This window comes from Taibaiella chishuiensis (genome assembly GCF_003014535.1).
GTDB classification, from domain to species: Bacteria; Bacteroidota; Bacteroidia; order Chitinophagales; family Chitinophagaceae; genus Taibaiella; species Taibaiella chishuiensis.
In genome coordinates, this window is the sequence record NZ_PYGD01000010.1 from 198373 (window position 1) to 212706 (window position 14334).

General features: G+C 42.9%; 13 protein-coding genes. 10 read left to right on the top strand and 3 right to left on the bottom strand.

Translation table 11 applies throughout. From position 1 onward, the window contains the following. Positions 1-505 precede the first annotated feature (505 nt). The 4 genes from B0I18_RS20820 to B0I18_RS20835 all read left to right on the top strand — a co-directional run bounded on the left by B0I18_RS20820 (position 506) and on the right by B0I18_RS20835 (position 5078). The gene (locus tag B0I18_RS20820; RefSeq protein WP_181358563.1) at positions 506-2200 is read left to right on the top strand and encodes a S41 family peptidase; all 1695 of its coding nucleotides are present in this window, start codon (positions 506-508) and stop codon (positions 2198-2200) included. Between the two features lie 59 nt (positions 2201-2259). Beyond that, positions 2260-2466, top strand: coding sequence for a class I lanthipeptide (locus B0I18_RS20825; RefSeq protein ID WP_106524682.1), 207 nt, complete (start codon positions 2260-2262; stop codon positions 2464-2466). A gap of 108 nt (positions 2467-2574) precedes the next feature. After that, positions 2575-3033: a GNAT family N-acetyltransferase gene (locus B0I18_RS20830; protein WP_106524683.1), complete on the top strand. Its 459-nt coding sequence runs from the start codon at positions 2575-2577 to the stop codon at positions 3031-3033. Between the two features lie 302 nt (positions 3034-3335). Beyond that, positions 3336-5078, top strand: coding sequence for a T9SS type A sorting domain-containing protein (locus B0I18_RS20835; protein ID WP_181358564.1), 1743 nt, complete (start codon positions 3336-3338; stop codon positions 5076-5078). A gap of 502 nt (positions 5079-5580) precedes the next feature. Here B0I18_RS20835 and B0I18_RS20840 read toward each other — a convergent pair. Then, a complete protein-coding gene (locus tag B0I18_RS20840; protein WP_106524685.1) occupies positions 5581-6084 on the bottom strand; it encodes a hypothetical protein in 504 nt (167 codons plus the stop codon). 747 nt (positions 6085-6831) lie between these two features. Between B0I18_RS20840 and B0I18_RS25170 the strand changes: the two genes are divergently transcribed. Then, on the top strand, positions 6832-7002 hold the full coding sequence (locus tag B0I18_RS25170; protein ID WP_181358565.1) for a hypothetical protein: 171 nt from the start codon (positions 6832-6834) through the stop codon (positions 7000-7002). 192 nt (positions 7003-7194) lie between these two features. On the opposite strand, the gene B0I18_RS20845 is transcribed toward B0I18_RS25170, so the two are convergent. Beyond that, positions 7195-7419: a SymE family type I addiction module toxin gene (locus B0I18_RS20845; protein WP_181358566.1), complete on the bottom strand. Its 225-nt coding sequence runs from the start codon at positions 7417-7419 to the stop codon at positions 7195-7197. Between the two features lie 208 nt (positions 7420-7627). Next, positions 7628-7888, bottom strand: coding sequence for a SymE family type I addiction module toxin (locus B0I18_RS20850; RefSeq protein ID WP_106524687.1), 261 nt, complete (start codon positions 7886-7888; stop codon positions 7628-7630). Positions 7889-8030: 142 nt separating this feature from the next. Between B0I18_RS20850 and B0I18_RS20855 the strand changes: the two genes are divergently transcribed. The 5 genes from B0I18_RS20855 to B0I18_RS20875 all read left to right on the top strand — a co-directional run bounded on the left by B0I18_RS20855 (position 8031) and on the right by B0I18_RS20875 (position 14179). Next, on the top strand, positions 8031-8453 hold the full coding sequence (locus B0I18_RS20855; protein ID WP_106524688.1) for a helix-turn-helix domain-containing protein: 423 nt from the start codon (positions 8031-8033) through the stop codon (positions 8451-8453). A 79-nt stretch (positions 8454-8532) separates the two neighbouring features. Then, positions 8533-11370: an AAA family ATPase gene (locus B0I18_RS20860; RefSeq protein WP_106524689.1), complete on the top strand. Its 2838-nt coding sequence runs from the start codon at positions 8533-8535 to the stop codon at positions 11368-11370. 3 nt (positions 11371-11373) lie between these two features. Continuing rightward, positions 11374-12360 (top strand): hypothetical protein, encoded by a 987-nt coding sequence (locus tag B0I18_RS20865; protein WP_106524690.1) that lies wholly within the window; start codon positions 11374-11376, stop codon positions 12358-12360. Between the two features lie 231 nt (positions 12361-12591). Further along, a complete protein-coding gene (locus B0I18_RS20870; protein ID WP_146146825.1) occupies positions 12592-13137 on the top strand; it encodes a hypothetical protein in 546 nt (181 codons plus the stop codon). 49 nt (positions 13138-13186) lie between these two features. Then, on the top strand, positions 13187-14179 hold the full coding sequence (locus B0I18_RS20875; RefSeq protein WP_106524692.1) for a DUF4365 domain-containing protein: 993 nt from the start codon (positions 13187-13189) through the stop codon (positions 14177-14179). Positions 14180-14334: the final 155 nt, after the last annotated feature.

Sequence of the window (14334 nt, forward strand, 5' to 3'; positions counted from 1 at the left end):
AAAACAGGAGGTCAGATTAAGTCTTTGAGTAGCAGGTCGTTTCTTTGGTCAACAAACGGACGGGGCGCGGTTCTGGCATGGTATGGTTTACTAATTCACTGATATTAATACCATAAGCCGCTAATTGTTTAATTAAAATCGATATTAATTTTCTATTTTTTTTAACGCTTCAATAAAGAGTATCTATATCGTCGTATTGGTACATAAATAAGTTATTCAATAAAAAAATAGAAAACAATCTACATATTTAAGCATATAGTCTTACCCATCTGATCCTGATCGGGTTGATTAGCTTTTAGCATCCTGAAAAAGAAAATGCTAACGAAATACTTTCATTTTGTTAAAAAAAATAATTCATAAGATTTATTAATAAGGTTTATCCGGATTTCTGGTGTTTGTACCATCAAATTCAATAAAATTGCAGCAGCGTTAGGCGCTGTTAAAAAAATTGCCTCCACCTATGAAGCCCTGTTGTTTCCACTATCGCGATAAAAGGTTGCTTTTTATGCTTTTAATGGTCTTCCTATGCTTTTCGGCGGCCGATGCTACCGCCTTAGGTTCGGAGGAGCCGGATATCAGGATGACGGGTAAAGAAAATAAGGTAGCCCGGCTGGCCAATTTCTGCAGGGTATGGGGATTTCTTAAATACTATCACCCGGCTATAGCCGGCGGACAATACGACTGGGACCGGGAAATGCTCGATATGCTACCCGGGATATGGAATGCGGACAGCGACCCGGCGGCGTACAAACTGATCGAAACCTGGGTAGGGGCTATAGAGCCGGGCATAACGGCCGCTGGAGCGCTCATTCCCATCTCCCGCAAGGTGAAGCTGCAAGCCGATTTCAGCACCTTATTTAATGAAGATAACCTGCCGCTTAGCCTGAGAACGCGGCTCACCCGTATCCGCGATAGCTACAAGCCCGCGTTGCAGCATAAGTATATTGCTTATACACCGCAGGTAGGCAATCCTGTTTTTAATGAAAATGCCTACGACGAAAGTCCTTATCCCAACACCGGCCTCCGGTTACTGGCCTTATACCGTTACTGGAATATGATCCAGTACTTTTACCCATACCGTTACCTGAACGGGAAAGAGTGGGATAGGGTGCTCGATGAGTTTATACCCCGGTTCATCAACGCTGCTAATAAAGAGGATTATACCCTTACCAGCCTCGAACTGATCAGCCGGATACACGACAGTCATGCCGGTATCGCCAAAAACAGTGTTTTGGACAGCCTGAAAGGCAACTGGATCCTGCCTTATAAAACAGCCCTGATCGAGGACAAGTTGGTCATTACAGGATATTACGGCCTGCCGGATACGGTTAGTAAACCGGTAGCAATGACCGGTGATATTATCGAAGCCATAGATGGCATACCCGTCGATACCCTTATTCGCCGTTATCTTCCCTTTACACCAGGGTCTAACTACGAAACCCGGTTGCGCGACATGGCCGGCCTGAACGGGTTCCTGCCCAGGGCGGCCAGGCGGGAGGCAGAGCTGCGCATCCGCAACGAAAAAGGTGTAGCCGAAGTATCGCTGCAACGCATTTCCCTGCTGGAGGCCAACCAGCTTAAGGATAAAACACAGCAGGGCGCGGCTTACAAAATGCTGCCCGGTAATATCGGGTATATCTACCCGGGCTCGCTGGCCGCAGGTGACTTCGTAAAGATCCGCGACAGCTTTGCCCACACCCGTGGCCTCATTATCGATTTCCGTTGTTACCCTGCTACCTTTATGCCCTTTACTTATGGGCAATGGCTCAAGGGCGGGACCAGCGCTTTTGCTTATTTTACCCAGCCAGACCTGCAACAGCCCGGTAATATCCTGTATAGCGATACCGTATTTAATGGTATGCACAATCCCGACTATTACCCGGGTAAAGTCATTATTATCGTCAACGCCCGCACGCAAAGCCAGGCAGAGTACAGTACCATGGCCTTAAGCACGGCCTACCGCGTTAAAGTACTGGGCAGTACTACGGCCGGCGCTGATGGCAATGTATCCCGCATTGTATTACCCGGTGGTATCCAGACCATGATATCGGGCCTCGGCGTATATTACCCCGATGGCAGCGAAACGCAGCGTACCGGCATCAAAATAGACATCCCGGTACGGCCCACAATTGCCGGTGTACGCAAGGGCAAGGATGAATTGCTGGACAAAGCAATATCCCTGATGCAGGAGGGACATTAAACCGGCGCTGCAATTACCTCAGTTACTTATGTATTTTCTGACCTAAAAAAGAGCACCTCATGAAAAAGAAGCAACTGCACAGCAAATTGGGATTGCAAAAGCACATCCTGGCCCGGCTCAACCATGCCGGCACCGAACAGGTTAAAGGCGGCGAACCCCAAACCTGCACGGGCGGGCGATTCAGCCTTTGTGTTATTATCGAATCGCATGATTGTCCTTCGCGGCCGGCCTGCGTATACCCCACACTACAGCCCGATTGCCTGTAGCTAAAACGTTTTAAACAGGGACAGCTCGCCGGTTCTCAGGTATAGCTGTCCCTGTTTGTATCTTGTTACGGGATTTACTAAGTTTGACGCCGTTAACATGCCAGCTGTATGAAACTCGAACTGATTCACGATAACTATCCCTGGAACCTTTTACTGCTTGCCGATCCCGACAGGGCGGCCATCTCCCGGTATCTCGGCAACAGCGATTGTTATGTGGCCCGGGATGGGGAAGTACTGGCCGGCGTTGCCGTACTGCACTCCTTATCCGGTACCACCGCCGAATTGATGAATATTGCCGTTGACCCCGGTTTACAACAAAAGGGTTATGGCAGCCGCATACTCTCCCTGCTTATCAATCGCCTTAAAGACCAGGGCTTTCAATTGCTGGAAGTAGGTACAGGTACCTTTGGTTACCAGCTCAAGTTTTACCAGAAGCTGGGCTTCCGGGTAACCGCCATCAGGAAAGACTTTTTCCTGGAACACTATCCCGAACCCGTTATGGAAGAGGGGCTGCAGCATAAAGACATGTTGCTGTTAAGCCTCGATCTTACCGGCTCCGGCCAGTAAGGATTATTCCCCTCAGCCCCGATACCGCTTATACCCGGTAACGCCAGGCGGCCCTCGCCCGGCCCTGAATGCCTGTGCACTGCACCGCCCACTACCGGAATACCGGTATTCGCTGCTACCGGTATTCTATCATTTTTAAAATTTCACAAATATCTGCCTTTAGATTTCCGTCCTTATACAAGGGCGTTTTTGTAGTTGCAAAAGGCCGGAAGCGAGATCTGCAGGTATATACAGCCTGTAGCGCCTTGCGTGGTAATCCCATTTAATCCAATTAATCCATAACCCTTTCAAACCAAAAGATGATGAAAAAGATGATGCTGGTCGCGGCCCTGGTGCAGGCCACTTTTACGTATGCGCAGCCTGCAGGCCAGTGGCTTAAGCAAGCCTCCTTCCTGGGAGCAGAGGACATAAAAAATATAGCCTACATACCTTCGAATGCCGGCGCAGGCCCTGCTGTATGGACCTTTGCAGAGGGCAACCTGAATTCGGGACCGGGAGGCACCGTTGCGACCGAATGGCACTTTACCGCTTATAAAGCTACAGACGGCAGTACCGTATTCGATCACCAGGCGGATGGTATCGAGATCAATAAGATTGTTTATGATGCGGGGCATGATGAAGTCCTGGTATTGTTCAATTTTTCCGAACATGCATCTTTTGCTGTTGTCGGTCCGCACACGATTATTCCGCCCGGGCTTGCCGATCCCGATTGTTTTTATGCCGGTGTATTGCGGTTTAACCGGGGCGGAGTATTGCAGGGTACGCAATGGTTTTCCTTTCCCTGCCGCCGTCCCCGGGCTGGCGTTGCCTTCTGGGACATGGACCTGCCCCGCAATAGGGTAGCGCTTTGTATGCCAGTGTACGGCGACCTCGACGCCGACACCGCTACCTTTGTATTTGGCAGCGGCAGCCGGCTGTTACGCAGCGACTCTGCTTATGTCGGCGTTTTCGAGTGGAATTTAACCGGTACGCCACAACAGTTTTTCATGTTCAATCAACCCTTCGATGTTGGTGAGCGCAGTTATGTAACCGGCCTGGCTTATGGCAGCAACGGCGATATCTTCCTCCTGGGCAACCTGCGTAGTCCTATCCGTATCGGCAGTTTTAACCTGTCTAAAGCGGCCGGCGATTCCACCACAACCTTTATGGCAAGGTTGCGTGCAGATGGCAGTATACCCCTGGCAAAAAAAATATTTACCTCAGCAACGCTTAATTCGGGCGCCCTGGCGTTGACCTATAACCGCAGCAACCAGCACCTGTACTTCGCCAACGATTGGTCCGGCCAACTGGTCGTCAACGGCACTCCGGTTCATAAGGGAACTGCCGCATACTCTTCCAATATCCTCGTAGCCGAAACCGATACCACTCTTACCATCGGGCATTTCAGTTCTGTGCGTTATGGTGATACCGCCAGCGGTATGCTGGGGCCGCGGTTGTTCAGTTATAATAATCTTTATACCGACAATGCAGGCAATGTAATCCTGGGCGCTTCCGTAAAAGACAGTTTCCGTATCGAACAGAAAATATTCCGCAACAGTACCGGCAATACACATTATAAAGCCGGCATCATCCGCTTCAACAAAGACCTGCAGCTCGATACCTGTTTTATTTCATCCGGTACCGGCGACGAGCATCCTACCGTACTGGCCCTGGGACCAGACAACGAAGTCTATGCTGGTGGCCGGTTTAGCGGCCAGGCAACGTTTCCGCCATTGCAGACCACGCCACAGAGTTCCTTTGAAGATGCTTTTATCCTGAAACTTAAACTTCAGAAGAAAACCACTACCGGTATCCCCGGATTACATACCGCATTCACCGGGTCTGTTTATCCCAACCCCGCATCAGATAAGCTGCACATCCAACAGGAGCACATGCAACGGGTTTCCGTATATACTGCAGACGGCAGACTCGTTTACGACCAGCTGTGGAGCAATAGCACTGCGGCACATACCGTAGATGTGGCGGGCTTTACCCGCGGGCTTTACTTTATACGCGTGGTATTGAGCAATGGCGAGGGGCTGAGTACCGGCTTTGTTAAACAGTAGGGAGACAGGGGAGTAAGATCGTTTGCCCTGCCTGTTGTTAGTTGTGATAGATAGTGGACGTCGGCCTATTCGCTGGTTGTACATGTTGATTGGCGCGCGAGCGCGTTCATGATCAAGCGTTATATTTAAGGGTTGAGCACGATGTTGAGCAGGTGTTCTGCAAGATTGCTCGATTACTCAAATATAACGTTAGGAAGAGGCCGTGATGAGCGCGATGTGTTTAGTGGATTGTAAATAAACGGGCTGTCTCAGGGAAAAGACAGCCCGTTTTCTTCATCAAATAAAAATCCCGGTATAGGGCCACCAGGCGGGCCTGCAAAAAATAATTAGGATATCCATCCGGGTAGCAGACGAGGGAGGATCCGTTTCCCCGGAAAGACGCTTCTAAGGTGCATCATTTTTTTGATCCGGACAGCGGGTTTTTATCAAAGCCCGTAAATTGTTTATCAAAGGGTTAGAGTTGTTTGCAGGTTGCTATTTGCGGAGATGGGATTACTAGATATTACATCTTTTTACCAGATAGCAAACGTAACCTATGGACACGTACAATATCGTTGTCTTCCGGTTTGAGGCTTTCATAATATTGATCTCGCGAATCGTCTTTCATATAAATGCTATCCTGATCGGCGAAAAATTGAATTTCCCGTGTTTTCACCAAATTAGAGATGTGGGGTGATGACCAATAGAAAGTATAAAATTCGCCTTTGTAAGTAATCGTGTCTTTTGAACCCGGGGGATTACCCAGGATTAACACGAATTTGGTTTCACTTACTTTAGCGATTTCAATATCTGTAGTAGTTGAACCTGAAGAAGTCCGGGATCTGTCAGATCCGTCTATCGAAGAGGTAATAACTTCTTCGATATAAAACGAATCATTGCACTTATATTTCCCCAAGAGTTTATCTAAAGGGTTTGGTACAGGTGTGGGTTGTGCTGATTTGTCAGAACAACGCGTAAAGCCCAAACTCAATAGCGCTACGCAGACGAAGAGAGATAGGTGCTTCATTGAGTTATTTTTTACAATGAAGATATAAAAGCAAACTGTAAATCAATTTAAATCAATTTAAATTATTGTGAGTTAATACGGCTGGTTACTATCGCGACGTAAAGAACGATCATGAAGCGATCGAAGCCTTGCAAGCTTTGGCAGATCGAACAGCAGCAAAGTATAAACCAAAGCTGAGGTACGGAGAGCAATAAGCTTAGAGTGTGTGGCCGCAAGTTTCTTATGTTGCGTGTTGCAAAGGCTGGTGATAGGGTATCTTCAAATTATCTACTTAACATAATATAAATTATAGGACAAAACGGGAATTAATTTATTGATTATTAAGCAACTGCACGAACCCGTTTGTCAGCTATAATTTATATTATGTCTGCACGCCGCCATTATAAGCCTTACGGATGGTAAGCCGCTTGTACGCGTGCAATAAACTTTAGGTTGATAAAACGCCTTGCGGCGGCGCTTGCCCTAGCGGGTAAATATATAGGCCAGCTACAAGGGTTTGGCTAAGACTAATACGCGGCAACGTTGTTCTAAAAATTGGCTTCCGTGTTTGTCCTATAATTTGACATTATGTCTCCGCTGCGCTCCGGGCTAAAGCCTAAATAGCCCTTGGTGTAGCTGCGTTGGCTGGTAAAATTTTGCTGCGTTGAAATGAAAACTTACGCAGCAAATTTTACGGGCGCCAACTTCGCTACATCGTGTTTATGTCTTTAAAATTTTGCCTTTTTTTGCCCACGCTTCTTTTAAAACATGGTCGCTACGCTGGCCTGTAAAAAATGCAATGTGCGCCGCTGCGCTCTGCATTTGTTTGCATTTTTCCAGGCTGGCGCTGCGCGGAATTTTTCTTTATGTTCTTTTGCCTTGATGCAAAAGAACCAAAAAATCAAGGCTGTGAAAAATTTGGCTAAAAATTACTGGTAAGCCTAAAGCCGCCGAAACTCGCCGCAGGATTGAGTTATAACAACAACGCTCATGCTGGCTCAAACAACGGCGGCTTCTTAACGGCCTCCTGCGTAATTTTATTCACGCCATTTTTTCAAGGCCGTTTACGGCTTCGTAGCAGCATACAGCACCTAAAAAAATCAACATTTTCGAATAAAGGCCGCCAACCGTTTATTCATTTTCATCTTGCTGCTCGTTGTTGATAGATATGGTTAGCTTTCCTGTTTCGCACAATATATCTACCATGTCGCCGGGGTAAAAGCCCAGGCGGGTAAGCCAGTAGCCCTTTAGCCCTATGGAGCATAGAGGCTCCCAGCCATCGGTTCGTTTACGGCTGTCTTTACAGCATACCATTAGTTTTCTTATTGGGGCGGCGGGTTGTTTAGCAGTTTTCATAAGCATTAAATTTTTGTTGGTACAAAGCAACGCCAGTGCAAGCGTGTAACCTACTACAGCCCCTTGTACTTTACTAATGCGGCCAAACCCGCACCCACACTGCATTGTACAACAAACCCACCGGCCAGCGGTGGGTTGTACTATAAAGCCCGGTGTTTTTCACAGGTAGCCTTCATAGGTAGCTATTTAACATAATAATATTGCTGCTTTATACAATCTCGATGTTTTGTTGCTGTAGATGTGCCTGCACTTCGGCATACTTTTGTACCGGGGCCAGGGTAATGGTAAGCCGGCCCTGCTCGCAGGCAACTTCTATTACATGGCCTATGCAAAAGCCGCTCTCTTGCAGCCATTGGCCGGCCAGCCGTATAACGGGATGCGGCACCCGGCGCGATTTAAATGGAATGTAAGACGGGCTGCATATACCAATGCGCCTTGTAACAGGTTGGTGTTTTTGTTGGGTTGCCATAGGTATTGTTTTTTGTTACTACAAAGCAACACCACCGCATAGGCGTAACCTACCAAGGTTGCTTGTACTTTACACAAAAACTGATTGTAATTTACCTACCTTTAGGTACATACAATTGCTACTAATAATTTAAATTTGCCCTATGACTACAACACTTAACGCTATGCCTACCAACAATAAAGTACACGAGGGCCGCAATGTAAAACGTTTTAGAGAAATGCTTGGTATAAAACAAGACTACCTGGCCGTTAACCTCGACATGAGCCAGCAGGCCGTATCGCTGATAGAGCAAAGAGAAACTATTGACGCTCCCCTACTCCAACAAATAGCCGATATATTAAAAGTGCCTGTAGAAGCCATTCAGAATTTTGATGGTGAACAAGCAATCAGTGTGATCTCGAATACAATCAACAATAATGATAGTGCCACGATGACAAATCCGGCCATATTTAATTATCAGCCTTCTTTTAACCCGGTTGATAAAATGGTAGAGCTATACGAGCGTATGTTGCAACAGCAAAAGGAGATGATTGAGAAGCTGGAACGGTTGATTGAGGGGAAGTAAATGATAATTATTGAAGCTGCTAATTGGCAGCTTTTTCTAATGTTCAAAATCAAAAACCTTTTCACACCCATCACACCAAATGAAATCAAACAACCAAACTACTCCCTGGTATGAAGTGTATAATAAGATAGCTATTGAACTACATCGTTTTTATAAAAAGCATAAAGAGCTATCAGGACAAGAATTATTCAAGCTACTATCTGAGTCAAGAACTTATAGGAACAATAACGAATGGTTGTCGAATGTGTCCCGGATCAACACCCCATCGCTTGATCCGATCCAATTATTTGTAAGCTTTAGCCGAAGTAAACAAAAGGACGAAGCTCGTCTAAAAATTATCAATACAATTTGGAGATTTCTAAAGCCTCAAAAGGAACCCGAATGGAAAGACATCAATTTTGAAGGATGTCCGGCTCCTATGGCTATTAAACTACAGTATGTGCGACCAGAATCAATACAAGTTGACATATGGGACGTATTTAACGACGTAATGATAAAGGGGAAAGAAGCCTTGAGTCAGGAAGTCTGGGATAGGATAAAGAAATGGCGTGGAATTGAAATACCTTCATTTACTATTTTTTTGTTTTGGATCAAAAGTTCCGAATTTTTACCTCTAGACAATAATACCCGGCAATATTTAATATACCGGGAATTAATGCCGACAAGAGGCAATTTATCTTTTAACAACTATCAATTCCTGCTCAATAATAAGGAAATTAAAAGTTATACTCTTCTTTCAACTGAAGCATACTATTTCGTTAATTTTCCCGATCAATATCCATCAAAACTTAATGAACATTCCTCTTTCTATGCCAAAGAAATCAAACGCAATGCCAGGTTCAGGCTTGTAGGTATACGTACTTTAAGTAAAAGTAAAAATATCCACAAAATACTTTCATCTTATCAGTATTACCCAATAGATCACACGGTAAAGCCCAAAGACCTAACTACATCTACTTCGTCCAGCATTCAGGAATTTGTTCAGGAGCCAACCGAAGCTGAGGCACTTTATAGAATGGAAAATCTATGGGTGAATATTAGTGCTATAGTTGGCAAAAACGGGTCTGGTAAAAGTAGCTTGCTTGATTTGGTACTAATGGGTATTTACAATTTTTCACTTCAGCAAGAATATATTGACACGTCGGAAAATAAGCCATTAAAGCATTTAAACTTTGAAATGTATTGGCTTGCCGATACATTGTACAAGATGGTCTTTGAAGATGATATAGCCATATATCGCTTTAACCAGCAAACTTCTGAACAAGATGAACGTATAATCTATAAATTAGATAATAAGCCGGTACCTCTTGAGGGCATTGAGAGTAGCTTTTTTTATACTATACTGATCAATTTTTCGCACTATGCACTAAATAGCACTGATTATGCAACAGATTGGATTACACCCCTATCTCATAAAAATGATGGATATCTTACACCATTGGTCATTAACCCTCAAAGAACTCGTGGAAACATCAATATAAATACAGAAAAGGCATTACTGAATATGCGGCTTCTGCTGAACTTGCTGGAATTGCACGACCCAAACATTCCAGAACAAAGTTTCCGGGTTTTAGATGACGGCAAGCGCATTGATTACTTTTCTCTAACCCTGAATAAGGACAAGATTAATTCTGTTAAAAAGGCACTTAAAGAGAAGACATTTAGCAACAACAATATTCTTCAAATAATTATAAAAACAGCAAGAAAAACTTTTGAGTTAGATGAGAATTTAACACACAACAATCGCTACAGGGAAGAATGCGAACATTATATTGCCTATAAAGTTTTGACTATTGTTGATAGGTATAGCCGTTACACGCAAAAGTATCTCGATTTTTTCAATTCTTTATATGGTCTAAATGCCGTACTAGATGGTAAAGAGAGACCTACAAACGAGATTGTTCATAGCACAATAGAAACTCTTCTTCAAGATATTAAAAACGATAGAAGCCATATTACTTTAAAACTCAAACAAACTGTTTTTTATTTAAAGTATCCGAAATTGGGATCTATGTTAATTGAGTCGCTAAGCAATAGAAGTGTTCCCATACCGCTAGATGATTATAATAAAATAATAACCGATATATTCAATATAGCAACTGATGAAATTCAGTCGTTGGCCGAACTGCTGCCACCACCCATTTTTAAACTAGATTTTCACTTAAACGATAAGGATAAAAGTAGTTTCGACAAAGCAAGTTCAGGCGAATACCAAATTGTTAGTGTATTAAGCAGTATTCTATATCATATAAGGAATATTGATTCGATTCAAGAAGAGGAAAGTAAATACAACTATGTAACAGTGCTGCTGGACGAGATTGAGTTATATTTTCACCCGAATATGCAGCGTTTATTCATTAAAAAGTTGTTAGATGTCTTGTCGAAATTAGACAATCAACTATATGGGATACACATTCTACTGGCAACACATTCGCCTTTTATACTTTCTGATCTGCAACAGCAAAAAATTCTTAAACTAAAAAAAGGTACGGTCGTTTTTTTTGAGAACGGCTATAATAGTTTTGCCGCGAATATACATGATCTCTTAGCAGATGAGTTCTTTTTAAGTGAAGGTTACATAGGAGCGTTTGCAAAGGAAAAAATTGAGGTCGCAATTAATGTTCTTAATTATTTAAGAGCTAAGCGAAAGGGGATAAAACAAGAAATGGATACATACCGAAAAAATCTAGAGAATTACAGGTATTGGGATGGTAAACCTGAAGGATGGGATATCGAGCAGGAAAAGGCTAATATCCATCAACTGATAGAAATAATAGGAGAACCTGTAATAAAGGAAAAGCTCTATGCCATGTACCGGGCCGCATTTCCCAATGATATAACTGCTAACCGTAACAAGGCAAAAGAGGATATTTTACGAATAATGACAGAACACAATTTAAAGCCAGAAGATTTCTAGATCATGTTATATATAAATGATAGTTTGCCCCATATTGCCTTGGCACATCAAATACATGTAAAGCATATTACTTGTTATATCAAAAGAAAGCTATATGGGAATACAAAGTCCAGCAGATGTTCGGATGTAACTTGTTCAATATGTACTTCCCGCATTGGCAAAATAAAAGGCGTTCCTACTATCTGGATAAAGGCATTTGAAGATATTGGGATTGATAAAATTGTAGAAAGCCCTCCCAAACAGTTAGGAGCATTAAGCAAGCAATTCTGGAACAAAGTGGGAACCACATATAGCAAGCTTTCCCAAGCAAGAAAGCTGCTATTTGCCAAGATAATTGATTACACGGATTGGGCTTCAAAGCCCAAAAACGCGAAAAGCCGATATAGTGCTTATGATCTGTGCAATAATCTAAAAATATCTACGTGTATATACTGTAACAGGCTATACACTACTACAGTGATTACTAATAAAAAAAGTAAGGAACGAATCATTCGCCCGACGCTGGATCATTGGTATTCGCAAGAGACATACCCGCTGTTAGCGCTTTCCTTTTATAATTTGATCCCATCTTGTTCCCCTTGTAATAGTTCAGTCAAACATCGAATGAACTTCAATTTAAGAAACACTATTCATCCTTATATCGATCAAAAAATAACAGAAGACTATCAATTAGTTTCGACTTTTGATAAAACGCTTAACACCTTTAAAATTACAGTTGATAGTAACAATTCGAAAGTAAGGTCTACTCTAAAAAGGATGAAGATAAAAGAGATTTATGAACATCATCAATCTGAGTTGGCCGACCTGGATTTGCTAAAACGAAAGTATAATAAAAAATACCTAACAGATTTAGGCAGCTTATTAGATAAGCGTTTAACTCAAAAAGACGTTTACCGTGTCTTGTTCGGCGTAGAATACGAAGACGAAAACTTTAGTAATCGGCCTCTTAGTAAATTGAAACGGGATATTTTGAATTTAAAAATAAAGTGACGCTAGCCGCTGTTCTTTCGAGTGAGGGATAGTAGCGGCATCGTTTTGCGGGCCCATCAGGGAATAAAGCGCGCAGGCCAGGCCCGCAAAAGATACAGCGGATAGCCCGGCCCCGGTATGGGCGCCTTTGTTTTTTGGGGTAAATTGTATAGCGCATTTGATTGTATATTTGAGTAGGGATATTGTGGCGCCCCTTACCGGGGACACGCCCTAATAAAAAATATGCAAGCCATGACAAAGGAAGCCATCAATAAATATTTGGACGAGCTGGAACACCGGCTTATAAACGAAGCGGAGCAAATAACTATTGGGGTAAATGCTTCATGGGTTAATCAATTTGCTAATGAGGCTGCGGTGTATATTTTTAGAGAAGATGGCGTAATTGTACATGTGGGAGAAACGAAGAGTTTGAATGCGCTCATGATAAAGTTGGTAAGCAGCAAAAGTGCTGCTGATGATATGGGCATGCTGTTGCAGGAGGTTGTTGCCAAACATTTAAAGCTATCGTACCTGTTGGTAGATTTGGGAAGGAAGGAATTGGAGGAAAGGATTTTGGAACGGATAAAGACTGCTACAAAAAGCTATACCAAAGCGGGCAAACAACAGGCGCATAAAAATGCTTATGAGCGTTGGACGGAGGAGGATGATGAACGGCTGGAGCTGCTTTTTTGCGAAGGAAAATCGGTGCGGGAATTGATGAACATTTTTGCGAGAAATGAAGGGGCCATAGAATCGAGAATAAAGAAACTGGAATTGAGAGAGAAATACGATCGCTAAGGCTCTATCTAGCCCGTACCCTTGTTGTTTTTAAGAAATATAAGAACAAATGATTTACAATACCGAGGATAGAATTGGTGTTTATTCGGTAGCTAAAATTTTCACTGAAAATTTAGGATGGATATTTCGTGAACAGCCTGTTAGTGATTTTGGTATAGATGGATTTGTTGAAGTAACAACGATAAGCCTCGATTTAAAGAATAAGATCCCAACAGGACGGTTAATAGGTGTTCAAATAAAATCGGGCAAGAGTTTTTTCAAAGAGAATAATGACGATCACTTTATTTTTCGCGGAAAAAAAAAGCACCTGAGTTATTGGCTCAATCATTCTATCCCTGTTATTATAGTGCTGTACGACAAAGAAACTAATTATGCGTATTGGGAGAACGTCAATGAATCGACCGTCAGTTTAACCAATAAATCTTTTAAGATTAAAATTCCCAAAAAGAACTTATTGGAACATACTAGTAGAGAGGCTCTAAATGGTATAGCAGTTTTTAAAGATAAGTATCAATATAAGCTTTGGTTGCTGCAAGTCTCAGCAGAAGCCATAGAATCAGCGATGAGGGTAAAACTATTTGCTTATGTCGAAATCGATGGCATTCCCAATTCTGACGACTATTACATATCATTGGTGCTTACGGATGAAGAAAACCGAAACTATGCGGAGTTGATATACAACAGCCCAGACACGCCTAATACTTATAGTTATCATTTCCTAATCTCTAATGAAAAAAGCCTTAAAGCTGCAATAGCTGATTTTCTTCCGTGGGCAGATATATTTTTGGACGGAGTGGCATTTACTGATGAAGTGCTAACGGAATACTTAGCGAATATAATCTTGGGAATAGGAAATGAAGATTTTCAGAATGATGTGGAAGATTTAATAAGGGAAAACTCTTTCTTAAAACTTGCATGTTATTTGACCGGTTCTTTTACTTTCAGATTGGATATAAAAGCAAATGAGCTTGCCAAAGCTTTTCTAGTGATAAATAATTTTTTAAGCAAAGAGCCTATTGTTAAGCAAAGAGTTTTTCTTTAGTTTACTATACTATACCTCACGGCTTCGCCACCTCACCCCAGGCCCACCCACCACCCCACTTGTAAGCTCACCTTGAATACTACCGCTTAAAAGTAGAGTTTTTTGTTAGAGATCATTCAGTTTTGCCCTATAAACCCTGGAGCCAGGGAAAAGAA

Excerpts from the sequence above, each read along its gene's own strand:
- B0I18_RS20860 (WP_106524689.1), top strand. The coding sequence starts at position 8,533 with ATGAAATCAAACAACCAAACTACTCCCTGGTATGAAGTGTATAATAAG.
- B0I18_RS25170 (WP_181358565.1), top strand. The coding sequence starts at position 6,832 with ATGGTCGCTACGCTGGCCTGTAAAAAATGCAATGTGCGCCGCTGCGCT.
- B0I18_RS20855 (WP_106524688.1), top strand. The coding sequence starts at position 8,031 with ATGACTACAACACTTAACGCTATGCCTACCAACAATAAAGTACACGAG.
- B0I18_RS20865 (WP_106524690.1), top strand. The coding sequence starts at position 11,374 with ATGTTATATATAAATGATAGTTTGCCCCATATTGCCTTGGCACATCAA.
- B0I18_RS20850 (WP_106524687.1), bottom strand. The coding sequence starts at position 7,888 with ATGGCAACCCAACAAAAACACCAACCTGTTACAAGGCGCATTGGTATA.
- B0I18_RS20870 (WP_146146825.1), top strand. The coding sequence starts at position 12,592 with ATGACAAAGGAAGCCATCAATAAATATTTGGACGAGCTGGAACACCGG.
- B0I18_RS20840 (WP_106524685.1), bottom strand. The coding sequence starts at position 6,084 with ATGAAGCACCTATCTCTCTTCGTCTGCGTAGCGCTATTGAGTTTGGGC.
- B0I18_RS20835 (WP_181358564.1), top strand. The coding sequence starts at position 3,336 with ATGAAAAAGATGATGCTGGTCGCGGCCCTGGTGCAGGCCACTTTTACG.
- B0I18_RS20830 (WP_106524683.1), top strand. The coding sequence starts at position 2,575 with ATGAAACTCGAACTGATTCACGATAACTATCCCTGGAACCTTTTACTG.
- B0I18_RS20845 (WP_181358566.1), bottom strand. The coding sequence starts at position 7,419 with ATGAAAACTGCTAAACAACCCGCCGCCCCAATAAGAAAACTAATGGTA.
- B0I18_RS20875 (WP_106524692.1), top strand. The coding sequence starts at position 13,187 with ATGATTTACAATACCGAGGATAGAATTGGTGTTTATTCGGTAGCTAAA.
- B0I18_RS20820 (WP_181358563.1), top strand. The coding sequence starts at position 506 with ATGCTTTTAATGGTCTTCCTATGCTTTTCGGCGGCCGATGCTACCGCC.
- B0I18_RS20825 (WP_106524682.1), top strand. The coding sequence starts at position 2,260 with ATGAAAAAGAAGCAACTGCACAGCAAATTGGGATTGCAAAAGCACATC.